Annotated in this window: 20 protein-coding genes; 19 read left to right on the forward strand and 1 reads right to left on the reverse strand. The window is 40.7% G+C overall.

Annotation, left to right across the window (positions count from 1 at the left end):
• Window positions 1-94: 94 nt before the first annotated feature.
• The 14 genes from QM409_RS07915 to QM409_RS07980 all read left to right on the forward strand — a co-directional run bounded on the left by QM409_RS07915 (window position 95) and on the right by QM409_RS07980 (window position 17,689).
• Window positions 95-637, forward strand: a complete 543-nt coding sequence (locus QM409_RS07915; protein ID WP_414305460.1) for a GNAT family N-acetyltransferase — start codon at window positions 95-97, stop codon at window positions 635-637.
• Between the two features lie 172 nt (window positions 638-809).
• Window positions 810-1,520 (forward strand): thiol-disulfide oxidoreductase-associated membrane protein CcdA2, encoded by a 711-nt coding sequence (gene ccdA2 / locus QM409_RS07920; protein ID WP_064276520.1) that lies wholly within the window; start codon window positions 810-812, stop codon window positions 1,518-1,520.
• A 13-nt stretch (window positions 1,521-1,533) separates the two neighbouring features.
• The gene (locus tag QM409_RS07925; protein ID WP_261240997.1) at window positions 1,534-2,097 is read left to right on the forward strand and encodes a redoxin family protein; all 564 of its coding nucleotides are present in this window, start codon (window positions 1,534-1,536) and stop codon (window positions 2,095-2,097) included.
• 9 nt (window positions 2,098-2,106) lie between these two features.
• Window positions 2,107-3,219, forward strand: a complete 1,113-nt coding sequence (gene msrB / locus QM409_RS07930; protein ID WP_414305461.1) for a peptide-methionine (R)-S-oxide reductase MsrB — start codon at window positions 2,107-2,109, stop codon at window positions 3,217-3,219.
• A 70-nt stretch (window positions 3,220-3,289) separates the two neighbouring features.
• Window positions 3,290-4,027 (forward strand): response regulator, encoded by a 738-nt coding sequence (locus QM409_RS07935; protein ID WP_414305462.1) that lies wholly within the window; start codon window positions 3,290-3,292, stop codon window positions 4,025-4,027.
• A complete protein-coding gene (locus QM409_RS07940; RefSeq protein ID WP_261065334.1) occupies window positions 4,024-5,715 on the forward strand; it encodes a sensor histidine kinase in 1,692 nt (563 codons plus the stop codon). The genes QM409_RS07935 and QM409_RS07940 overlap by 4 nt, the downstream gene beginning before the upstream one ends.
• Window positions 5,716-5,829: 114 nt before the next feature.
• Entirely contained in the window at window positions 5,830-6,393 is a 564-nt protein-coding gene (locus tag QM409_RS07945; RefSeq protein ID WP_414305463.1) for a TIGR01440 family protein, read from the forward strand.
• A 2-nt stretch (window positions 6,394-6,395) separates the two neighbouring features.
• Window positions 6,396-12,158, forward strand: coding sequence for a ZmpA/ZmpB/ZmpC family metallo-endopeptidase (locus QM409_RS07950; protein WP_414305464.1), 5,763 nt, complete (start codon window positions 6,396-6,398; stop codon window positions 12,156-12,158).
• 72 nt (window positions 12,159-12,230) lie between these two features.
• A complete protein-coding gene (gene pabB / locus QM409_RS07955; RefSeq protein WP_414305465.1) occupies window positions 12,231-13,952 on the forward strand; it encodes an aminodeoxychorismate synthase component I in 1,722 nt (573 codons plus the stop codon).
• Window positions 13,953-14,570 (forward strand): alpha/beta fold hydrolase, encoded by a 618-nt coding sequence (locus tag QM409_RS07960; RefSeq protein WP_414305466.1) that lies wholly within the window; start codon window positions 13,953-13,955, stop codon window positions 14,568-14,570.
• A 49-nt stretch (window positions 14,571-14,619) separates the two neighbouring features.
• Window positions 14,620-15,192 carry an excalibur calcium-binding domain-containing protein gene (locus QM409_RS07965; protein ID WP_414305467.1) on the forward strand — a complete coding sequence of 191 codons (573 nt, stop codon included), beginning with the start codon at window positions 14,620-14,622 and terminating at the stop codon, window positions 15,190-15,192.
• 111 nt (window positions 15,193-15,303) lie between these two features.
• Window positions 15,304-16,263, forward strand: a complete 960-nt coding sequence (locus QM409_RS07970; protein WP_000078564.1) for an ROK family glucokinase — start codon at window positions 15,304-15,306, stop codon at window positions 16,261-16,263.
• 99 nt (window positions 16,264-16,362) lie between these two features.
• Window positions 16,363-16,797, forward strand: coding sequence for a GTP pyrophosphokinase (locus QM409_RS07975; protein WP_414305468.1), 435 nt, complete (start codon window positions 16,363-16,365; stop codon window positions 16,795-16,797).
• Window positions 16,798-16,849: 52 nt separating this feature from the next.
• A complete protein-coding gene (locus QM409_RS07980; RefSeq protein ID WP_125454742.1) occupies window positions 16,850-17,689 on the forward strand; it encodes a thymidylate synthase in 840 nt (279 codons plus the stop codon).
• Between the two features lie 47 nt (window positions 17,690-17,736).
• Here the strand turns inward: QM409_RS07980 and QM409_RS07985 are convergent, their stop codons facing one another.
• Complete coding sequence (locus QM409_RS07985) at window positions 17,737-17,907, reverse strand: DUF3042 family protein (protein ID WP_001051780.1); 171 nt, start codon at window positions 17,905-17,907, stop codon at window positions 17,737-17,739.
• 120 nt (window positions 17,908-18,027) lie between these two features.
• Here QM409_RS07985 and miaA point away from each other — a divergent pair, with 120 nt between their 5' ends.
• Genes miaA through QM409_RS08010 form a run of 5 tightly spaced genes read left to right on the forward strand, consistent with a single transcriptional unit; the run spans window position 18,028 to window position 22,479 of the window.
• A complete protein-coding gene (gene miaA / locus QM409_RS07990; RefSeq protein ID WP_261011559.1) occupies window positions 18,028-18,912 on the forward strand; it encodes a tRNA (adenosine(37)-N6)-dimethylallyltransferase MiaA in 885 nt (294 codons plus the stop codon).
• Window positions 18,905-20,143, forward strand: a complete 1,239-nt coding sequence (hflX, locus tag QM409_RS07995) for a GTPase HflX (RefSeq protein ID WP_261011067.1) — start codon at window positions 18,905-18,907, stop codon at window positions 20,141-20,143. The genes miaA and hflX overlap by 8 nt, the downstream gene beginning before the upstream one ends.
• Window positions 20,136-20,759, forward strand: a complete 624-nt coding sequence (locus QM409_RS08000) for a cystathionine beta-lyase (protein WP_261011066.1) — start codon at window positions 20,136-20,138, stop codon at window positions 20,757-20,759. Before hflX ends, QM409_RS08000 begins: the two co-directional genes overlap by 8 nt.
• A 14-nt stretch (window positions 20,760-20,773) precedes the next feature.
• The gene (gene rnz, locus QM409_RS08005) at window positions 20,774-21,703 is read left to right on the forward strand and encodes a ribonuclease Z (RefSeq protein ID WP_000354340.1); all 930 of its coding nucleotides are present in this window, start codon (window positions 20,774-20,776) and stop codon (window positions 21,701-21,703) included.
• 20 nt (window positions 21,704-21,723) lie between these two features.
• Complete coding sequence (locus QM409_RS08010; RefSeq protein WP_414305469.1) at window positions 21,724-22,479, forward strand: SDR family NAD(P)-dependent oxidoreductase; 756 nt, start codon at window positions 21,724-21,726, stop codon at window positions 22,477-22,479.
• Window positions 22,480-22,899: the final 420 nt, after the last annotated feature.

The raw sequence follows: 22,899 nt of genomic DNA on the forward strand, positions 1-22,899 counted from the left end.
GACCTTTTTAGCTTATTACCTTGAAATTAAAAAGCAAAGTAAATTTAAATTGAGGTTGGGCAGAGAATCATCTATCAGAAAGTGAGGTAGCGTAATGAAATCTATCGGTACGCAAATGTTACAGACAGAACGTTTGATTTTGAGAAGATTTGTGGAAAGTGATGCAGAAGCCATGTTTCAGAATTGGGCTTCGTCCGCTGAAAATTTAACCTACGTCACTTGGGATCCTCATCCTGATGTCGATGTGACTCGAAACTCGATTCGTAATTGGGTTGATTCTTATGCTAATCCCAACTATTACAAATGGGCCATTTGTCTCAAAGAAAACCCGGAACAGGTGATAGGAGATATCAGCATCGTTACAATAGATGAGAACGATTTTTCTTGTGAAATTGGCTATGTGCTAGGCAAGAAATACTGGGGTCATGGTATGATGACAGAGGCTTTGAAAGCTGTCTTGGACTTTTGTTTTACTCAAGCAGGTTTTCAAGATGTCAGAGCACGATATGCTAGTCTTAATCCAGCTTCAGGTCGTGTCATGGAGAAGGCTGGAATGTCCTATCTCAAGACTATTAGCAATGGTGTAGAGAGAAAAGGCTATCTTGTGGACCTTATTTATTATCAGATAAGTAGGTAAGAATAGTGAATTTTCTTTTCAGTTTCCATCAAAGTCAGACTTTGTCTGGCTTTTTTTGCAACATTTTTTACATAACCTGATTAAATTCCTATTTTTCCCTATCATTATCCCTATTTTTTCTGGAATTTTGAGGCTATAATAGTCCTATCAAATCAAAGAATGGAGGAAGGCAATGGATAATATAATCTTTTTTATCAGTGTTTTTCTTGCTGGAATTCTTTCCTTCTTTTCTCCTTGTATCTTACCCTTGTTACCGGTCTATGCAGGGGTACTACTGGATGATAAAGATGGTGCTCAGGTTTCTAGTGGCAAATGTTCAATCTCACTTGTTAGTTTATTGCGAACTCTGGCCTTTATTGCAGGGATATCCTTTGTTTTTATCTTACTAGGCTATGGAGCTGGTTTTTTAGGCAATTTGCTTTATGCTTCTTGGTTTCAGTATGTGACGGGTGCGGTTATCATTCTCTTGGGCTTGCACCAGATGGAAGTCTTACATTTTCAGGGACTCTACAAGGAAAGAAGGATACAATTAAAGAGACAGGTACAAAAGGGTAAGGGCTATAGTCAGGCATTTTTACTGGGGTTGACCTTTAGTTTTGCTTGGACGCCTTGTGTTGGGCCGGTTCTTGGCTCTGTTTTGGCTTTAGCAGCTTCAGGTGGTTCAGGTGCTTGGCAGGGAGCTGGTCTCATGTTAATTTATACGCTGGGTCTAGCGCTACCATTTTTGGTTCTAGCTCTAGCCTCCAGCTATGTTTTGAAACATTTCCGAAAACTTCATCCCTACCTCGGAACCCTCAAAAAAGTAGGTGGTTTCCTCATTATCGTGATGGGAATCTTGGTGCTTTTGGGAAATGCTTCCATTTTGACTACATTATTTGAATAGAGAGGAAAAAGAAATGAAAAAATGGCAAACATGTCTCCTTGGAGTAGGATCAATCTGTTGCTTGGCAGCCTGTTCGGCTAAAAATATGTCAGACGAATCTACTATGAAGGAGCAAACAAAAACAGAACAAGTTAGTTCGCAAACTGCGACTAAAGGTCAGGCGGTTGCTGATTTTGAACTGACGGGAGTAGATGGCAAGACTTACCGTTTATCTGATTACAAGGGCAAGAAAGTCTATCTCAAATTCTGGGCGTCTTGGTGTTCCATCTGTCTAGCCAGTCTTCCAGATACGGATGAAATTGCTAAGGATGCTGGTGATGACTATGTGGTCTTGACAGTGGTGTCTCCTGGACACAAGGGGGAACAAGCTGAAGCAGACTTTAAGAACTGGTACAAGGGCTTGGATTATAAAAATTTCCCAGTTCTAATTGACCCATCAGGCAAACTTTTGGAAAGTTATGGTGTCCGTTCTTACCCAACTCAAGCCTTTATAGACAGGGAAGGTAAGCTAGTCAAAACGCAACCAGGTTTTATGGATAAGGATATGATTTTAAAAACATTGAAAGAAATGGGGTAGAGAAAGGTCATGAATGATAAAGTAAAATTGTTTGTCTTGGCAGGAATCTTTTTCCTAGCCATAAGCGGTTTCTATTTTCTATTGATGCGAAATATAGGGCAGACAGATAGCTCGCAAATTGAGAAAGCATCAGTTAGCCAAGGAGGAAAAACAGTGAAAAAAACAGAAGTGAGTAAAGATGCAGACTTGCACGAAATTTATCTGGCTGGAGGTTGTTTCTGGGGAGTTGAGGAATACTTCTCACGCGTTCCCGGTGTGACAGATGCCGTATCAGGTTATGCAAATGGTAGAGGGGAAACAACTAAGTACGAATTGATCAACCAAACAGGGCATGCAGAAACTGTCCATGTCACCTATGATGCTAATCAAATTTCCCTCAAGGAAATTCTGCTTCATTATTTCCGCATTATTAATCCAACTAGCAAAAATAAACAAGGAAATGATGTGGGAACCCAGTACCGTACTGGTGTTTATTACACAGATGACAAGGATTTAGAGGTGATTAACCAAGTCTTTGATGAGGTGGCTAAGAAATACGACCAACCTCTAGCAGTTGAAAAGGAAACCTTGAAGAATTTTGTCGTGGCAGAGGATTACCACCAAGATTATCTAAAGAAAAATCCAAATGGCTACTGCCATATCAATGTCAATCAGGCAGCCTATCCCGTCATTGATGCTAGCAAATATCCCAAACCAAGTGATGAGGAATTGAAAAAGACCTTGTCACCTGAGGAGTATGCAGTTACCCAGAAAAATCAAACAGAACGGGCTTTCTCAAATCGATACTGGGATAAATTTGAATCTGGTATCTATGTGGACGTGGCAACTGGTGAACCCCTCTTTTCATCAAAGGACAAGTTTGAGTCTGGTTGTGGCTGGCCTAGTTTTACCCAACCCATCAGTCCAGATGTTGCGACTTATAAGGAAGATAAGTCCTACAATATGACACGCATGGAAGTGCGGAGCCGAGTTGGAGATTCTCACCTTGGTCATGTCTTTACGGATGGACCACAGGACAAGGGGGGCTTGCGCTACTGTATTAATAGTCTCTCTATCCGCTTTATTCCCAAAGACCAAATGGAAGAAAAAGGCTATGCTTATTTACTAGATTATGTCGATTAAGAGGGCTTTCCTAAGCAGTTAGAGGAGAATTTTGCTATACTGATACTAGTAAGTGACAAAGGAGAGAAGCATGACCTATACAATCTTAATCGTAGAAGATGAATATCTGGTAAGACAAGGATTGACCAAGCTGGTCAATGTAGCAGTCTACGATATGGAAATCATCGGTCAAGCTGAAAATGGAAGGCAGGCTTGGGAATTGATACAAAAGCAGGTGCCAGATATTATTTTAACCGATATCAACATGCCTCAGCTAAATGGCATCCAGTTGGCCAGTCTGGTCCGAGAAACCTATCCTCAGGTGCATTTGGTCTTTTTAACAGGCTACGATGATTTTGATTATGCCTTGTCTGCTGTCAAACTAGGTGTGGATGATTACCTACTCAAGCCCTTTTCTCGTCAGGATATCGAGGAAATGCTGGGGAAAATCAAGCAAAAGTTGGATAAGGAAGAGAAAGAAGAGCAGTTACAAGATTTATTGACTGATAAGTTTGAGGGAAATATGGCCCAGAAAATCCAGTCCCATCTGGCTGATAGCCAATTTAGTTTGAAGAGTTTGGCCAGTGACTTGGGTTTTAGCCCGACTTATCTTAGTTCTTTGATTAAGAAAGAGTTGGGCCTACCTTTTCAGGATTACCTGGTGAGAGAGCGTGTCAAACAAGCCAAGCTCTTGCTTTTAACTACAAATCTGAAGATTTATGAGATAGCAGAGAAGGTTGGTTTTGAAGATATGAACTACTTTACCCAACGTTTTAAACAGATTGCAGGTGTGACACCTCGTCAGTTTAAGAAGGGAGAAGGCCGATGAAGCGTTCTTCTCTCCTAGTCAGAATGGTTATTTCCATCTTTCTGGTCTTTCTCATTCTCCTAGCTCTGGTTGGGACTTTCTACTATCAATCTAGTTCATCAGCCATTGAGGCTAGCATTGAGGGCAATAGCCAGACGACTATCAGTCAGACTAGCCACTTTATCCAGTCTTATATCAAAAAATTAGAAACCACCTCGGCTAGTTTGACCCAGCAGGCAGATGTTTTATCCTATGCTGAGAATCCCATTCAAGACAAGGTCAAGGGAATTCGAGATCTATTTTTGACTATCTTGAAGGCAGACCAAGATTTGAAAGCTGTTGTACTGGTCACCAAATCCGGCCAAGTCATTTCTACAGATGATAGTGTGCAAATGAAAACTTCCTCTGATATGATGGCTGAGGATTGGTACCAAAAGGCCATTCATCAGGGTGCTATGCCCGTTTTGACACCAGCTCGTAAATCAGATAGTCAGTGGGTTATTTCTGTCACTCAAGAACTTCTTGATGCAAAGGGAGCTAATCTGGGTGTACTTCGTTTGGATATTTCCTACGAAACTCTGGAAGCCTATCTTAACCAACTTCAGTTGGGTCAGCAGGGCTTTGCCTTTATCATCAATGAAAACCATGAATTTGTTTATCATCCTCAACACACAGTTTATAGTTCGTCTAGCGAAATGGAGGCCATGAAACCCTATATTGAGACAGGGCAGGGCTATACGCTAGACCACCAATCCTATGTCAGTCAAGAAAAGATTGCTGGAACTGATTGGACGGTGCTTGGCGTGTCTTCGTTGGAGAAGTTAGACCAGGTTCGGAGTCAGCTCTTGTGGACCTTGCTTGGGGCTAGTATCACATCTCTTCTTGCCTGTCTCTGCTTGGTGTGGTTCAGTCTCAAGCGTTGGATTGCCCCTTTGAAAGATTTGAGAGAAACCATGCTGGAAATTGCTTCTGGTGCTCAAAATCTGCGTGCCAAGGAAGCTGGTGCTTATGAACTGAGAGAAGTGTCTCGTCAGTTCAATGCCATGTTGGATCAGATTGATCAGTTGATGGCAGCTATTCGCAGGCAGGAAGAAACAACCCGTCAGTATGAACTTCAAGCCTTGTCAAGCCAGATTAATCCGCATTTCCTCTATAATACCTTGGACACTATTATCTGGATGGCTGAATTTCAGGACAGTCAGCGTGTGGTGCAGGTGACCAAGTCTTTGGCTACCTACTTCCGCTTGGCGCTCAATCAGGGTAAAGATTTGATTTGCCTGTCTGACGAAATCAACCATGTCCGCCAGTACCTCTTTATCCAGAAACAACGCTATGGAGATAAGCTGGAATATGAGATTGATGAAAATCCTGCCTTTGATAAGCTAGTCTTGCCTAAGCTGGTCCTACAACCCCTTGTAGAAAATGCTCTTTACCATGGCATTAAGGAAAAGGAAGGTCAGGGACATATTAGAGTTTCTGTTCAGAAACAGGATTCAGGACTGGTCATCCGCATTGAGGATGATGGAGTTGGTTTCCAAGATGCTAGCGATAGTAGTCAAAGTCAGCTCAAACGTGGGGGAGTTGGTCTTCAAAACGTTGATCAACGGCTCAAACTTCAATTTGGAGAAGATTACCAAATGAAGATTGATTCTATTCCCTCAAAAGGTACGACAGTTGAAATATACATAAATAGAATAGAAACTAGCTAACTCCCAGTCAATTCTGGGAGTTTTATGCGTAATTGAACAAGCTTTCTAGATTGTCTATCTTGCTAAAACGTAGAAAAAACGATATGATAGATAATGACAAAAGAGGTATCAAGTATGAAGGAAAAAGACATTCAAAGAGAAACAAGCCAGATTGTAAAAGATGTGTTGGAAAAGGCCAATTTGAAGCAAGGATCTATCTTTGTTTTGGGCCTTTCTTCTAGTGAGGTGATAGGTGGTCAGATTGGCAAGGAATCCAGCAAAGAAATTGGGGAAATCATTGTGAAGACCATCCTAGATATCCTAGAAGAAAATGGAATTCATCTAGCCGTTCAAGGTTGTGAACATGTCAATCGGGCCCTCGTCGTTGAACGTCAGGTGGCAGAGCAGTTTGACCTGGAAATAGTCAGTGTCCTTCCTACCCTCCATGCAGGAGGTTCAGGTCAGTTGGCAGCCTTCAAGTTTATGCAAGATCCAGTTGAGGTTGAATTTATCAAGGCTCATGCTGGATTGGATATTGGAGACACTGCAATTGGCATGCATGTCAAGCATGTTCAGGTTCCGATTCGCCCTCTTTTGAGAGAGATTGGTCATGCCCATGTAACGGCTCTAGCTAGCCGTCCAAAATTAATTGGAGGTGCGCGTGCGCATTATCCACAAGATTCTATTAGAAAGTCGTGAGAATGAGAAAAACAAAACAACAACTAGAAAAAATCACCAAATATTCAATTCGTAAGCTAACTGTTGGGGTAGGTCCTGTAGCCATCGGGGCCTTCCTTTTTGGTGCAAGTACCCTTTCAGTAGACAAGGTGCAAGCCAATGAAGTTGGTGGTGCTCATAGCGTTCATTACCGTTATTTGGCAGAGCAGGAATTGACTGAGTCTGAAAAAGCTCTGATTCACCATGAGGTTCCTACAGAATTTCAAGATGATGATATTCTTTATGTAGTTTATCGTAAGAAGGCAACTAACAGTCAACAACTTCCATACACAGGAAGTAAGGAGCTAGCTCTAGCAGGCCTTGGCTTGACAACGGCCTCGCTAGCGGTTCTATTAGTATCAAAGAAACACCGCAGTAAAGTACTAGGAGTTCTCTTGATCAGCTCTATTGGAGTCAGCAATTTTGTACCTTTTACTGCCTTTGCATTTGAAAATAAAGAATTGCTTTCTTATAACCAAACTATTTCAGCTTCTACACATGAAGGCTTGGCTAAAGGAGTTATTCATATTGAAGGATATGAGTATGTTGGTTACTTTAAAGAACCAAAATCGACTATCAATACAAGAAGTAAAAAAGGTGAGTCTTTAGTTCAAGAACCGCAAGCAGCATATACTGGCAAGGTTGAGGCTAAAGGCACTCAAGAGACTGGTAAAGAGGGCGAATCTTTAGTTCAAGAACCGCAAGCAGTATATTCAGGAAAAATTGAAGCCAAAGGCACTCAAGAACCTGGTAAAGAAGGTGAGTCATTAGTTCAAGAACCGCAAACAGTATATACTGGCAAGGTTGAGGCTAAAGGTACTCAAGAGACTGGTAAAGAGGGCGAATCCTTAGTTCAAGAACCACAAGCAGTATATTCAGGAAAAATTGAAGTCAAAGGCACTCAAGAGACTGGTAAAGAGGGCGAGTCATTAGTTCAAGAACCACGGGAAGCATATACTGGCAAGGTTGAGGCTAAAGGTACTCAAGAACCCGGTAAAGAGGGCGAGTCATTAGTTCAAGAACCACAAGCAGCATATACTGGCAAGGTTGAGGCTAAAGGTACTCAAGAGACTGGTAAAGAGGGCGAATCCTTAGTTCAAGAACCACAAGCAGAATTTACCGGCAAGGTTGAAGTTAAAGGCACTCAAGAACCCGGTAAAGAGGGTGAATCTTTAGTTCAAGAAAAGTTACCTGAATATAAAGTAACTGAGGGCGCGGTTACGAAAGAAACTACTACTGAGATTGACTATAAGACAGAAATTATCGAGGATCCAACCAAATATACGGATGAAGAAACTGTAGTTCAAGATGGAGAAAAGGGCAGTAAAATTACCAAAACGACTTATAAGACTCTCGAAGGTGTTGAGACTGACCAAATTTTAAATACAACAACCACTGTCGTCAAAGAACCAGTCACTAAAAAAATAAGTCGTGGGACAAAACCAATTGAAGGAACTCTGGTAGAAGAAAGTCTTGAAAAGATTCCATTTAAGGAAGTTGTTAAAGAAGATGACCAACTGAAAAAAGGTGAAAGAGTTACTGTCCAAGAAGGAAAAGATGGACAGAAAAAAGTTACCAAGACTTACAAAACTATCAAAGGTTTAAAAACAGAAGAAGCACCGAAAATTGTAGAACAGGTTCTGGAGTTAGACCAAGATCGTATCGTTAAATTAGGAACTAAAAACTTTGAAAAACCAATCTTAAGTTTGTCACTTGTTGATGTTAAGGATTTGAAACGATCATCTCAAATCCGTTATAATTTGGAAAATCCAAGTAAGGCAGCCATTAAATCTATCACCCTAACGCTGAAAAAAGGTGATGAGATTGTGAAGACATTGAATGTTTCACCAGAAGATCTAACAGCTTCTTTGACAGACTTACAGTACTACAAAGATTATAAACTTGAAACGAAGATGGTTTATGACCGTGGTGAGGGTGATGAGGAAGAAGTTCTGAAAGAAGAAACGCTAAGAATCGACCTCAAAAAAGTTGAAATCAAAAATATCAAAGAAATAAGCTTGATGAGTGTGGATGCTGACGGTAACGAAACAGATTCTAGTTTGCTGACAGAAAAACCAGCTGATGTTGCTCCACTCTACCTACGAGTTACAACTCACGACAACAAAGTTACAAGACTGGCTGCTGACAAGATTGAAGAAGTAGAAAAAGACGGAAAAACGTTATTTAAAGTTACTGCAACAGCTCCTGATTTAGTTCAACACACAGATGTTTCTAAATTGGCAAACGAGTATGTTCATTACTTTGAAAAACAAAAAGCACACGATGGTGATGTATATTATAGCTTTAACGACCTAGTAACGGCTATGAAAGCTAATCCAAGTGGTACCTTTAAACTTGGTGCAGATTTGAATGCAGCAAATGTACCAACTCCGAATAAACAATATGTACCTGGTAAATTTAGCGGAACTTTAACAAGTGTCGATGGAAAACAATATACCATTCACAATATGGCTCGTCAGTTATTTGATAATGTTGAAGGCGCTACAATTAATAACATTAACTTAGGTAATGTTAATATTAATATGCCTTGGATTGAAAATATTTCAGCACTATCAAGAGTAGCTAAAAACGCTACGGTTGAAAATGTCAAGGTAACTGGTAGCATCCTTGGTAAAGATGGTATTGCAGGTATTGTAAACAAAGTGGACGTTGGTGGTTTATTACAAAATGTTGCCTTTGTTGGTAAACTTACTGGTATCGGCGATAAAGGCTGGGATATGGGTGGTATTTCTGGAGAAGTTTGGAAAGGGAATATTAAAAAAGCCTATGTTGATGCTGATATTGTAGCAAATAAAGCTCGTATTGGTGGTCTTGTTGCTAGAACAGATAATGGTTACGATGGAAATGGGGTTAATAAATACGCATTTACTAGTCAATCTGTCGTTAAAGGAACTATTAAGGTGAAAACTCCTGTTGAAGTTGGTGGTTTCATTAGTAAAAACTATCCATGGGGTCGAGTTCTTGATACTGTTACAATGATGAAAGTTGAAAATGGTGAAGAATTCTATGGTTCTAAAGACCTTGTTGATGAAGATGGATACTTTACAAATAATTGGATAGATAGAAACTATGTTGTTACAGGTGTGAGTGAAGGGAAACGTTCATTCAAATATTCTCGTAGTAAACGAATCCAAGAAATCAGCTTAGAAGAAGCCAACAAGAAAATAGAGTCATTCGGAATTACAGCCGATAAATTCGAAATTGCTCCACTTGTGGAAGATAAACTAAACCAAGTGAAACCAAAATCTGACACTTACAAAGATACTCAGGATTACGATGCATCTCGTGAACTTGCTTACCGTAATATTGAAAAACTTCAACCGTTCTACAACAAAGAATGGATTGTAAATCAAGGTAATAAGATTCCCGCAGATTCTAAATTACTAACTACTGAAGTTTTATCTGTTACAGGTATGAAAGATGGACAATTTGTGACCGACTTATCAGATGCTAGTCACATTATGATTCATTACGCTGATAAGACGAAAGAAATTAAAGCTATTACACAAAAAGAATCTAAAGTTCAACAAGTTCGTGAATATAGTATTGAAGGATTAGGTGATATTGTCTATACACCAAATATGGTTGTTAAAGATAGGACACAATTGATCAGCGATATAAAAGCTAAATTAGCTTCTGTTGAACTTGATTCAGATGAAGTTCGTAAGATTAATAACAATCCTAAGATGTTATACATGGAAGAAAGCTTCAAAGAAGTAAAAGATAATCTTGATGCTTTAGTTAAAGCTTTAGTTGAAAATGAAGACCATCAATTAAATACGGACGAAGCAGCTAAACGTGCATTGATTAAAAAAGTTGAAGATAACAAAGCTAAAATCATGTTAGCTCTGGCTTATTTAAACCAATACTATGGAATTAAATTTGACGGATTAAATATCAAAAATATGATGACCTTCAAACCGGATTTCTACGGTAAGAACGTTAACGTACTTGATAGATTAATCAGCTTCGCTTCAAATGGTAACAACCTAAAAGGTGATCAATCACATGATGCATTTAACAGAGCTCTTGCAAGTGCTACTGGTAAAGCTAACTTACACGAATTCCTGAAGTACAACATGGAATTATTCACTAGTGAAACAGATATGAATACTTGGTTCAAGAATAACATTGCAGATAACGCTTATGTTGTTGAGAAACAATCATCAAATCCTGATTTTGCGAATAAGAAACATAAATTATATGAAGTAATTAATAATGGACATCACGGACGTTATATTTTACCACTTCTGAATCTGAAGAAAGCGCATATGATCTTAATTACAACCTATAATACCATTGCCTTTAGTTCATTTGAGAAATACGGTAAGAACACAGCAGAAGAACGTGAAGCGTTCAAGAAGCAAGTTGATTTACGTGCGCAAGAACAAATCAATTATTTAGACTTCTGGTCAAGACTTGCTGCTGATAATGTACGAAATAATCTTCTTAAGAGTGAAAATATGGTACCATCTGCAATTTGGGATAACCATGATGTACCAGGTTTGGGATGGGTTGACCGTATGGGACATACGAAGAAAGGCGATTTTGCTCCAATTCGTGAATTCTATGGTCCGACTGATAAGTGGCATGGATACAATGGAATGGGTGCATACGCTTATATCTTCCAAAATCCACAACCACAAGAGGCTGTATATTACATCATCTCTAGCATGATTAGTGATTTTGGTACATCTGCATTCACTCACGAAACAACTCACATCAATGACCGTATGGCCTACTTAGGAACATGGCGTCACCGTGAAGGAACAGACGTTGAAGCCTTTGCTCAAGGTATGTTACAATCACCATCAGTTTCAAATCCAAATGGTGAATATGGTGCCTTAGGATTAAACATGGCTTACGAACGTCAAAATGATGGAAATCAAATTTACAACTATAATCCAAATGTGTTAAATAGTCGTGAGAAAATCGATCACTACATGAAGAATTACAATGAATCCATGATGATGCTTGATTACTTAGAAGCTGAGTCTGTAATCAAGAAAAATACTGGAACAAATGATAAGTGGTTCAAGAAGATTGATAAGAAATATCGTGAAAAAGCGGATCGCAATGGCTTAGTTGGTGAACCACACCAATGGGATTTAGTTCGTGATTTGAATAATGACGAAAAGAATACGAAGCTGACAAGTATTGATCAACTGGTTGATGGAAACTTTGCAACGAAACATGGATTACCAGGAAATGGTCATTACCGTACTGAAGGATTTGATTCTGCTTATACTGTAGTAAATATGATGACAGGTATTTATGGTGGTAATACAAGTAAGAGTGCGGTTGGTTCAATCTCATTCAAACATAATACCTTCCGTATGTGGGGTTACTTCGGTTATCTAGACGGGTTCTTAGGTTATGCATCAAACAAATACAAACAAGAATCTAAAGCAGCTGGAAATAAAGGTCTTGGTGATGACTTTATTATTAATAAAGTTTCTAACGGTAAATTCCAAAGCTTAGAAGCATGGAAGAAAGCATGGTATCATGAAGTACATGAAAAAGCCCAAAGAGGTTTTGTTGAAATTGAAATCGATGGTCAAAAGATTTCAACTTACGCACAACTTCAGACCTTATTTGATGCAGCGGTCGAAAAAGACCTTCAAGGAAATGATTTCAAGAATACTGTAGATCTTAAATGGAAGGTTTACAAACAACTCTTGCAGAAATCAGATGGATTTGCTGGTGATTTATTCACTAAAGCATAACCAATAGTAAGAAAATAATAAAAAGGTAGATCAGCTTTGTCTGGATCTGCCTTTTTGTGCTATACTTGAAATATGCATAGAAAAACAGTGATTGATTTTAGGGCTTTGGGAGAGAGATACACCTTTACCCAGCCCATTAAAGAGTTGAAAACGAGAAATGTAGCAGAAGTGGCAGATTTGCTGGCACAAGTGGAAAGTTACCAAGAGCAAGGCTATTATGTAGTGGGCTATGTCAGTTACGAGGCTGCACCTGCTTTTGAGGAGAAATTAGCAGTTCATAAAGCGCCTTTACTGGCAGAGTACCTGCTATATTTTACAGTTCATGATAGGGTAGAAACATCCCCTATTCCTCTGATTTATGATGAAGTTGATTTGCCTTCTGATTGGCAGGAAGTAACATCTGTAGCAGACTATGAAAAGGCGATTGCCCAGATTCATCATCATTTGCGGCAGGGGGACACCTACCAGGTCAACTACACCGTCCAACTCAAGCAAGACTTAAGTGCCAATCCTTTTGCCATCTACAATCGTATGGTAGTAGAGCAGGAGGCGGGCTACAATGCTTATGTTGAACATGACGAGATGGCAGTGATTTCCATGAGCCCAGAGCTCTTTTTTGAGCAAAATGACCGCGAGTTGACAACACGACCAATGAAGGGAACGACTCAGCGGGGAGTGACTGACAAAGAAGATTTAGAACAGGCTAGCTGGTTGGAGCAGGATCCCAAAAATCGCTCTGAAAATATGATGATTGTGGACCTCTTGCGCAATGATATGAATCGTATTTCTGAAGTGGGAAGTGAGCACGTGGAGCGTCTGTGTCAAGTGGAGCAGTATTCCACTGTTTGGCAGATGACTTCGACTGTCAAGAGTCGGTTGCGAGAGGAAATTGACCTTGTTGAAATCTTCCGTTCTCTTTTTCCTTGCGGTTCCATAACGGGAGCACCGAAAATTGCGACTATGGAGATTATAAAGGACTTGGAGCCACAACCGCGTGGAGTCTACTGCGGAACGATTGGTCTCCTGCTTCCAAATGGACGATGGATTTTTAATGTTGCTATTCGGACCATTCAACTCTACAAGGGGCAAGCTATCTATGGAGTAGGCGGAGGCATTACATGGGATAGCACATGGGAATCTGAATACCGCGAGGTTCATCAAAAGGCAGCAGTTCTCTATCGTAAACAAGCTCGCTTCCAATTAATTACAACTGGAAAAATCAGCCAAAAACAACTGATGTTTGAAGAACAACATCTGGAAAGACTGAGAAAAGCTAGTCGGTATTTTGCCTTTCCATTTGATTCAGAAATTTTGAGACAAAAGATAGAGGAAGAGTGTCAAGCTTGTGATGATAATCATGATTATCGCTTACGTATTTCTCTCAGTAAGTCTGGAGAGATAGAAGTCGAACGCCGAGTATTAACCCCCCTTAGTACAAGCTTTTGTCAGGCCCAACTCTGCCTTCAGGAAGCCAATTTGCAACAAGCTTTTACCTACTTCAAAACGACTCACCGACCGCATTTGAACCTAGGGGAGCAAGAGATCATTTACCACAATAAGTCTGGAGAACTTCTTGAAACCTCTATTGGAAATTTGGTTCTGAAAATCGATGAGAAACTCTACACACCGCCTATCCGACTTGGAATCTTGCCAGGAATTTATCGTCAGCATTTGCTGGAAACAGGAGAGGTAGAAGAGAAAGTCTTGACCTTGGCAGATTTTGCCCAAGCAGAAGCTATCTATGGCTGTAATGCAGTCAGGGGCTTGTATGAGCTGTCAGTAAGGGAGAACTAAATGAAATTAATATTTTTACATGGCCTAGGTCAGTCAGCAGATAGTTGGAAAGAAGTGCAAGAGTTGCTTGTAGATTATCCTTCTGAAGCCCTAGAGTTATTTCCTTCCGGAGTTGCTACCTATCAAGAAGCTAAGGAGCGCATTTATCAGCACTTGTCAGAGGAGACAGAACCTTTTGTCCTAATCGGTTTGTCCTTAGGAGCTGCACTTGCATTAGAGCTGTCAAGTTACGATTTGCCAAATCTTCAGGCCTTGGTTTTGTCAGGCTGTCCATTGAAACTAGCTGGCAATATCCCTTTTTACATTCAGTTGCTGATATTTAAACTACTCCCCAAAAGGACATTTGAGAAACAGGGAGCAGATAAATCGCTTTTGGTTGGAGTTTCTGAGGAATTAAAAACACTTGATTTAAGAGAGATTGCAAAGAATTGTCCCTATCCAACTTTGTTAATTTGTGGTAGCAAAGATAAACCGAATCTTAGTTCTATGATAAGTCTTCATAAACTAATATCAGAATCCCAATTTCAGATTATCCCTGACGGTCCTCATGTCTTGAATAAGGAAAAACCAAAGGAGTTTGTAGAAAAGACCAGAAGTTTCCTTGAATTACTGAAATAAGTTTGATAAAATAATAGTGAAATCGATATCATAATTATGGGAGAAAGAAATGAACAAACGTCTATTTTTTAAAATGAGTCTGGCAACCTTGCCAGTTTTGGCTTTGTTTTCACAACCAGTTTTAGCGGAAGAAAACATCCATTTTTCTAGCTGTAAGGAAGCTTGGGCTAATGGCTATTCGGATCTTCATGAGGGGGATCCTGGTTATTCTGCCAAATTAGACCGTGATCATGATGGTGTGGCTTGTGAATTGGAGAATGCCCCTAAGGGTGCCTTCAAAGCAAAACAAGAGATTACAACTCAAACTGATACAAGTTCAGCAACAACAAGAGGCTGGGTTAAGCAGGATGGTGCTTGGTACTGTTTTGATGGAAATGGAAATCCAGTGAAAAATGCATGGCAGGGAAGCTATTATCTGAAAGCAGATGGTAGAATGGCACAGAGCGAATGGATTTATGATGCTTCCTATCAAGCTTGGTATTATCTAAAATCAGATGGTTCTTATGTTTATAGTGCATGGCAAGGAAATTACTATTTGAAATCAGATGGTAAAATGGCTAAGAATGAGCGAGTTGATGGCGGACGTTACTATGTAGATGCTTCAGGTCTTTGGAAACCATAAGTCAGAATAAAATCCAGAAAGTTAATGCAAACCTTTGCATAAGGAACTGAATTTTGTTATACTAGTACTGTAAGCATTTTCAATTACTACACAATGAAAAAGGGGAATATGATGAGTCAAAAGATTATTGGGATTGATCTTGGTGGAACTTCTATCAAATTTGCAATCTTGACAACAGCAGGAGAAATCCAAGAAAAATGGTCTATCAAGACTAACATTTTGGATGAGGGAAGTCATATCGTAGATGATATGATTGAGTCTATTCAACACCGTTTGGACTTGCTTGGATTGGTAGCAGCGGATTTCCAAGGTATTGGAATGGGGTCACCAGGTGTGGTTGACCGTGAAAAAGGAACTGTTATTGGTGCCTACAACCTCAACTGGAAAACCCTTCAACCAATCAAAGAAAAAATTGAAAAAGCCTTGGGCATTCCATTCTTCATCGATAATGATGCCAATGTGGCAGCTCTTGGTGAACGTTGGATGGGTGCTGGTGATAACCAACCAGACGTTGTCTTTATGACACTTGGTACTGGTGTTGGTGGCGGTATCGTCGCTGAAGGCAAATTGCTTCACGGTGTTGCTGGTGCAGCAGGTGAGCTTGGTCATATCACTGTTGACTTTGATCAACCAATCGCATGTACTTGCGGTAAGAAAGGTTGCCTTGAGACAGTTGCTTCAGCAACAGGGATTGTCAACTTGACTCGTCGCTATGCCGATGAATACGAAGGCGATGCAGCCTTGAAACGCTTGATTGATAATGGAGAAGAAGTAACCGCTAAGACTGTCTTTGATTTGGCAAAAGAAGGAGACGATCTTGCTTTGATCGTTTACCGTAATTTCTCACGTTACTTGGGAATCGCTTGTGCTAACATTGGCTCAATCCTAAACCCATCAACAATCGTAATCGGTGGCGGTGTGTCAGCTGCAGGAGAATTCCTTCTACAAGGTGTTCAAAAAGTCTACGATGAAAATACCTTCCCACAAGTACGTACATCAACAAAATTGGCTCTTGCAACTCTAGGAAATGACGCTGGGGTTATCGGAGCAGCATCACTTGTATTGCAATAAAATAAAAATGACAGAGCTTGGTGATTCATCAGGCTCTTTTTCAAGATCATAATTGTAAAAATAACTCTTAACTTTTTGATTTTAGAAAGGAGATTTTAAATGAATAAGTCAGAACAATCCATGTTTGAATTAGCTTTGTCCATCGCAAAAAAAGCACATGAGGGACAATATGATAAGGCTGGAGTAGTTTATATCAACCCCCCTCTTTTTGTAGCAAGTCTGGTCGATACGCAAGAAGAAAAGGCAGTCGCTCTATTGCACGATGTTCTTGAAGATAGCCCTTATACAGCAGAAGAACTAATATTGGCTGGTTTACCAGAGACTGTTGTTACTGCAGTGCAGGTACTGACCAAGAAAAAGGGACAAGATTATCAACAATATTTGGAACTTGTTAAATCGAATCCTATAGCACGTTGTGTCAAATTAGCAGATTTGAAACATAATTCAGATTTATCTAGACTAGCTACAATTACTGAAAAGGATCTGGAACGATTTGAAAAACACAAGAAAGCTATTGATTATCTGAGCATGTAGAAAAGCTTTTTTTATGCTATACTAGTTAGGATAATAAATGAGGTGAGAGTAAATGACAAAAGCAGATACGATTTTTAAAGAAAATATTGAACGAATCCTCAAAGACGGTGTCTTTTCTGAGCATGCCCGCCCCAAGTACAAGGATGGGACAGTTGCCAACTCCAAGTATGTAACGGGTGCATTTGCCGAGTATGACTTGGCAAAGGGGGAATTCCCCATCACAACCTTGCGTCCCATTGCCATCAAATCCGCCATCAAAGAAGTTCTCTGGATCTACCAAGACCAGTCGAATAGCCTAGAAGTTCTCAATGACAAGTACAATGTTCACTATTGGAATGACTGGGAAGTGGGTGATACAGGAACTATTGGTGAGCGTTACGGGGCGGTCGTTAAGAAACACGACATCATCAATAAGCTTCTCAAGCAGTTGGAAGCCAACCCTTGGAACCGCCGCAATATCATATCACTCTGGGATTACCAAGCTTTCGAAGAAACAGATGGGTTGCTCCCGTGCGCCTTTCAGACTATGTTTGATGTCCGCCGTGTAGATGGAGAAATCTATCTGGATGCGACCTTGACCCAGCGTTCGAATGATATGCTGGTGGCCCACCATATCAATGCTATGCAGTATGTGGCTCTTCAAATGATGATTGCCAAGCATTTTGGCTGGAAGGTTGGTAAGTTCTTCTACTTTATCAATAATCTCCATATCTATGACAATCAATTTGAACAAGCTCAGGAATTGCTCCGTCGTGAGCCGTCAAACTGCCAACCACGTTTGGTTTTAAATGTGCCAGATAAGACCAATTTCTTTGATATCAAAGCAGAAGATTTTGAATTGGTGGATTATGACCCTGTCAAGCCACAGTTGAAGTTTGACCTAGCTATTTAAAAGAATAGAAAAAAGAAGTTGAGAATAATCCCAACTTCTTTTGTTTCTTAACGTGATACGCGGCGACGAGCTGCTTTTTTACGGTTTTCTTCGATGAAAGCTGCTTTTTGCTCTTCTGGTTCAATCACTTTCTTTTTAAATGCGTATACTGCACCTGCGACTGCAGCGACAGTTCCTGCGACACCTGTTACAAGACCTTTAGCGAATCCTTTAGCCATGAGTCTTCCTCCTTTATCTTCTTAATCAGCCAGCCCCTTCAAGAGGTCACATTTTTCTGACTGACCTTTTTGTGTTATAATAATAGTAACGAAAAAATGGGAATTTTTCAAGGAAAAAAGATGAAAACAAAAATAATTGTGATCGTTGGACCGACTGCTGTTGGAAAAACAGCCCTTGCCATTGAAGTTGCAAAGCGTTTTAATGGCGAAGTGGTTAGCGGTGATAGTCAGCAGGTTTACCGAGGTCTAGATATTGGGACGGCTAAAGCTAGTCCAGAAGAACAGGCAGCTGTTCCCCATCATTTAATTGATGTTAGAGAGGTAACCGAGTCTTACTCGGCTTTTGATTTTGTTTCAGAAGCTAAGATGGTGATTGAGGATATTCACAGCCGTGGCAAGCTAGCCATTATCGCTGGTGGTACTGGACTTTATATCCAGAGTTTACTTGAAGGATACCATCTAGGTGGGGAGACTCCCCATGAGGAGATTCTAGCTTATCGAGCTAGTTTGGAGCCATATTCAGATGAGGAATTATCCCATCTTGTGAAGCAAGCAGGCCTTGAGATTCCTCAGTTTAATCGTCGTCGTGCTATGCGTGCCTTGGAAATAGCCCATTTTGGTCAGGATTTAGAAAATCAAGAGACCTTGTATGAACCATTGATTATCTGCTTGGATGATGAACGTAGTCAGCTTTATGAACGTATCAACCACCGAGTTGATTTGATGTTTGAAGCTGGACTTATAGACGAAGCTAAGTGGCTGTTTGACCATTATCCTGATGTACAGGCTGCTAAAGGGATTGGTTACAAGGAACTCTTTCCTTATTTCCGTGGCGAGCAAACTCTTGAGGAAGCGAGTGAGAGTCTCAAACAGGCGACCCGTCGTTTTGCCAAGCGTCAGTTGACCTGGTTCCGTAATCGCATGCAGGTCACCTTTTATCAGATTGGAGAGTCTGGTGTGCAGGAGCGTATTTTTAGCCAGATTGAGGAGTTTTTAGATGATTGAAACAGAGAAAAAAGAGGAACGCGTCCTTCTCATCGGTGTGGAATTACAGGGCATGGACAATTTTGACCTCTCCATGGAAGAGTTGGCCAGTCTGGCTAAGACAGCTGGGGCAGTCGTCGTTGATAGCTACAGACAAAAACGTGAAAAATATGATTCCAAGACCTTCGTCGGCTCTGGTAAGTTAGAAGAAATTGCGCTCATGGTGGATGCAGAAGAAATTACCACTGTCATCGTCAACAATCGTTTAACTCCACGGCAAAATGTCAATCTAGAGGAAGTTCTGGGTGTTAAGGTCATTGACCGTATGCAGTTGATTCTGGATATCTTTGCCATGCGAGCTCGAAGCCATGAAGGGAAGCTCCAAGTTCACCTAGCCCAGCTCAAATATCTCTTGCCTCGCTTGGTTGGCCAGGGAATTATGCTCAGTCGTCAGGCAGGGGGAATTGGTTCCCGTGGACCTGGTGAAAGCCAGCTGGAGCTGAACCGTCGTAGTGTTCGCAATCAGATCACAGATATCGAGCGCCAGCTCAAGGTGGTTGAGAAAAATCGGGCGACAGTTCGAGAAAAACGTTTGGAGTCAAGTACCTTTAAGATTGGTTTGATTGGTTACACCAATGCTGGAAAATCAACCATCATGAACACCTTGACCAGTAAGACCCAGTATGAAGCAGACGAGCTCTTTGCGACTTTGGACGCGACGACTAAGAGTATCCATCTGGGAGGCAATCTCCAAGTAACTTTGACAGATACCGTTGGCTTTATCCAAGATTTGCCGACAGAGTTGGTGTCCAGTTTCAAGTCAACCTTAGAAGAAAGCAAGCATGTGGACCTTCTGGTTCATGTTATCGATGCCAGCAATCCTTACCATGAGGAGCATGAAAAAACAGTTCTGTCCATCATGAAAGACCTGGACATGGACGACATTCCTCGCTTGACCCTCTATAATAAAGCGGATTTGGTGGAGGATTTCACGCCTACCCAAACGCCTTATGCCCTCATTTCTGCCAAGTCTGAGGATAGTCGTGAGAATTTGCAGGTACTATTTTTAGAGAAAATCAAGGATATTTTTGAATCTTTTACCCTGCGCGTGTCTTTTTCAAAATCTTACAAGATTCACGATTTAGAAAGTGTTGCGATTCTTGAAGAACGTGATTATCAGGAGGACGGCGAAGTGATTACAGGCTACATTTCCGAGAAAAATAAATGGAGGTTAGAGGAATTTTATGACTGATATTAAAACGTTGGCTCTAAAATATGGGGGCTATACAAGTCTGGACAAGCTCTATCTGGATCAGCTTCTAGCTGGCAAGACAGAGCAGGAGCAGTTGGCACTTATCACACCTCCGCCCAGCGTGGTCAATGCTTACTTTGCAGAACTATATCAAAAAAAGAGTCCTCAAGCTGCGACGGATTATTTTGCAGAACTCAGCCAGGAGTTGAATCTTTACAATGCTGAACCAAGTTTCACCTTTGAAAATAAGCCCTTTATTCGTCTGAATCTGTCTGGCAAGTCTTTTGGTTTTTGCTATGAGAGTGAGGATCTTGGTCGGATTTTTTCTGAAAATGAGGAAGTAATCTCGGATGACTTGCTTTTTGAAATTGCGCAAATTTTCCCCCATCAACTGGTCTTTGAAGAGTCTGGCAAGATTTACATGAAGGCTGTTGGAGATGAAGAAGTTGTTAGCATGGAGAGTCTAACAGCTTTGACTGATTTGGAAAGCTTGGCTGATGGTCGCAAGCGTCTTAAAGGTTACAGCCAAGAGGAGTTATTACAAGAAGCTACTGCTTTTTCTGGCAAGCGCTATTTCCGATCGGAAAACCGCACAGCCATGTTATATATTAATTAATTAGAAAGTATCGAATGGATATTCAATTTTTAGGAACGGGGGCTGGTCAGCCCTCTAAAGCCCGCAACGTTTCAAGTCTCGCTCTGAAACTTTTGGACGAGATTAACGAAGTCTGGCTCTTTGACTGTGGAGAAGGTACGCAAAATCGCATTCTGGAAACCACAATTCGACCGCGTAAGGTTAGCAAAATCTTTATCACCCACCTGCATGGAGACCACATTTTTGGCTTACCAGGTTTCCTTTCTAGTCGTGCCTTTCAGGCCAATGAAGAGCAGACGGATTTGGAAATCTATGGACCTCAAGGGATCAAGTCCTTTGTCTTAACCAGCCTTCGTGTGTCAGGTTCGCGCCTGCCTTACCGTATTCATTTTCATGAGTTTGACCAAGATTCTTTAGGAAAAATCCTTGAGACCGATAAATTCACTGTGTATGCAGAGGAGTTGGATCACACTATTTTCTGCGTTGGCTATCGTGTCATGCAAAAGGACCTAGAAGGAACGCTAGATGCTGAAAAACTCAAGGCTGCTGGTGTCCCATTTGGCCCACTTTTTGGGAAAATCAAAAACGGCCAGGATGTTGTTTTGGAAGACGGTACTGAAATCAAGGCAGCAGACTACATCTCAGCTCCACGTCCAGGTAAAATTATCACTATTTTAGGAGACACTCGAAAAACGGATGCTAGTGTGCGTCTGGCTGTCAATGCCGATGTCCTTGTCCATGAATCGACTTATGGCAAGGGTGATGAAAAAATTGCTCGTAACCATGGCCACTCTACTAACATGCAAGCTGCACAAGTAGCGGTAGAGGCAGGAGCCAAACGCCTCTTGCTCAACCATATCAGTGCCCGTTTCCTCTCAAAAGATATCAGCAAGCTCAAGAAAGATGCTGCTAGCATTTTTGAAAATGTCCATGTGGTCAAAGACTTGGAAGAAGTGGAAATCTAAAAGATTGGGAAAGGATAAGTATGCCTACTATTCTTATTACCGGAGCTAGCGGTGGTCTAGCCCAAGAAATGGTCAAACTCCTGCCAAATGACCAACTCATCTTGCTTGGTAGAAATAAGGAAAAATTAGCCCAACTCTACGGAAATCATCCACAAGCAGAATTGATTGAAATCGATATTACCGATGACTCAGCCTTAGAAACTCTGGTAGCAGACCTCTATCTTCGTTATGGCAAGATTGATGTTTTGATAAACAACGCTGGTTATGGGATCTTTGAGGAATTTGACCAGATTTCCGATAAAGATATTCATCAGATGTTTGAGGTCAATACCTTTGCCCTGATGAATCTGTCTCGTCGCCTTGCGGCTCGAATGAAGGAAAGTCGAAAAGGCCATATCATCAATATTGTTAGCATGGCAGGTTTGATTGCTACTGGCAAGTCTAGTCTCTACTCAGCGACCAAGTTTGCGGCCATTGGTTTTTCAAATGCGTTGCGCCTCGAACTCATGTCCTACGGTATTTATGTAACGACGGTTAATCCAGGGCCAATCCGTACAGGATTTTTCGACCAAGCCGACCCAGATGGAACCTATCTCAAGTCGGTTGATCGCTTCCTGCTAGAACCAGATGCAGTGGCTAAAAAGATTGTTAAGTGTATAGGAAAAAACAAACGAGAACTCAATCTCCCAGTCTTGTTGAACCTAGCCCACAAATTTTATACCCTCTTTCCCAAGCTAGCTGATAAGTTGGCAGGGGAGACTTTTAATTATAAATAGAAGAAGTTCCTTTTAAAGGGACTTTTTTACTTCTTTTAATTTAAAGGTTAATAAGTGTTTTTCTTTTAAAACTACATTCAGTTTTTTTAATTCTTATACAAATTTTAGAAAAAACAATCAAAAGTTAAATTCCCAAACTAAGTTCCACCGCTAGTAGAAGTGGAAGTTAGTCTGATAAAAATCGTAAAAACCAGTGGAATTCCGTGTCAGGGTAAGTTCCACTGGTTTTAATCATGCTTGATTTTATAGCTTTTGTAACCAAAATGAATCGAAAAAAAGAGCGTACAAAATCCCCTCATCTGAAAGCGTTTCAGATTGAGTTCCGCTATGGTGAAAGTTAGTGTGAGACGTTTGAATGCGGTTAAAGGTTAGTTTTTAGAACTTATGTTGGAGTAATTTAGACGACTGACAGACGTCTTC

It is taken from the genome of Streptococcus mitis (assembly GCF_047465045.1).
In the GTDB taxonomy this organism is placed as follows: Bacteria; Bacillota; Bacilli; order Lactobacillales; family Streptococcaceae; genus Streptococcus; species Streptococcus mitis_DT.

What these genes read in the sequence shown, in the direction of transcription:
- QM409_RS07915 (WP_414305460.1), top strand. Translation starts at nt 95, where the DNA reads ATGAAATCTATCGGTACGCAAATGTTACAGACAGAACGTTTGATTTTG.
- ccdA2 (WP_064276520.1), top strand. Translation starts at nt 810, where the DNA reads ATGGATAATATAATCTTTTTTATCAGTGTTTTTCTTGCTGGAATTCTT.
- QM409_RS07925 (WP_261240997.1), top strand. Translation starts at nt 1,534, where the DNA reads ATGAAAAAATGGCAAACATGTCTCCTTGGAGTAGGATCAATCTGTTGC.
- msrB (WP_414305461.1), top strand. Translation starts at nt 2,107, where the DNA reads ATGAATGATAAAGTAAAATTGTTTGTCTTGGCAGGAATCTTTTTCCTA.
- QM409_RS07935 (WP_414305462.1), top strand. Translation starts at nt 3,290, where the DNA reads ATGACCTATACAATCTTAATCGTAGAAGATGAATATCTGGTAAGACAA.
- QM409_RS07940 (WP_261065334.1), top strand. Translation starts at nt 4,024, where the DNA reads ATGAAGCGTTCTTCTCTCCTAGTCAGAATGGTTATTTCCATCTTTCTG.
- QM409_RS07945 (WP_414305463.1), top strand. Translation starts at nt 5,830, where the DNA reads ATGAAGGAAAAAGACATTCAAAGAGAAACAAGCCAGATTGTAAAAGAT.
- QM409_RS07950 (WP_414305464.1), top strand. Translation starts at nt 6,396, where the DNA reads ATGAGAAAAACAAAACAACAACTAGAAAAAATCACCAAATATTCAATT.
- pabB (WP_414305465.1), top strand. Translation starts at nt 12,231, where the DNA reads ATGCATAGAAAAACAGTGATTGATTTTAGGGCTTTGGGAGAGAGATAC.
- QM409_RS07960 (WP_414305466.1), top strand. Translation starts at nt 13,953, where the DNA reads ATGAAATTAATATTTTTACATGGCCTAGGTCAGTCAGCAGATAGTTGG.
- QM409_RS07965 (WP_414305467.1), top strand. Translation starts at nt 14,620, where the DNA reads ATGAACAAACGTCTATTTTTTAAAATGAGTCTGGCAACCTTGCCAGTT.
- QM409_RS07970 (WP_000078564.1), top strand. Translation starts at nt 15,304, where the DNA reads ATGAGTCAAAAGATTATTGGGATTGATCTTGGTGGAACTTCTATCAAA.
- QM409_RS07975 (WP_414305468.1), top strand. Translation starts at nt 16,363, where the DNA reads ATGAATAAGTCAGAACAATCCATGTTTGAATTAGCTTTGTCCATCGCA.
- QM409_RS07980 (WP_125454742.1), top strand. Translation starts at nt 16,850, where the DNA reads ATGACAAAAGCAGATACGATTTTTAAAGAAAATATTGAACGAATCCTC.
- QM409_RS07985 (WP_001051780.1), bottom strand. Translation starts at nt 17,907, where the DNA reads ATGGCTAAAGGATTCGCTAAAGGTCTTGTAACAGGTGTCGCAGGAACT.
- miaA (WP_261011559.1), top strand. Translation starts at nt 18,028, where the DNA reads ATGAAAACAAAAATAATTGTGATCGTTGGACCGACTGCTGTTGGAAAA.
- hflX (WP_261011067.1), top strand. Translation starts at nt 18,905, where the DNA reads ATGATTGAAACAGAGAAAAAAGAGGAACGCGTCCTTCTCATCGGTGTG.
- QM409_RS08000 (WP_261011066.1), top strand. Translation starts at nt 20,136, where the DNA reads ATGACTGATATTAAAACGTTGGCTCTAAAATATGGGGGCTATACAAGT.
- rnz (WP_000354340.1), top strand. Translation starts at nt 20,774, where the DNA reads ATGGATATTCAATTTTTAGGAACGGGGGCTGGTCAGCCCTCTAAAGCC.
- QM409_RS08010 (WP_414305469.1), top strand. Translation starts at nt 21,724, where the DNA reads ATGCCTACTATTCTTATTACCGGAGCTAGCGGTGGTCTAGCCCAAGAA.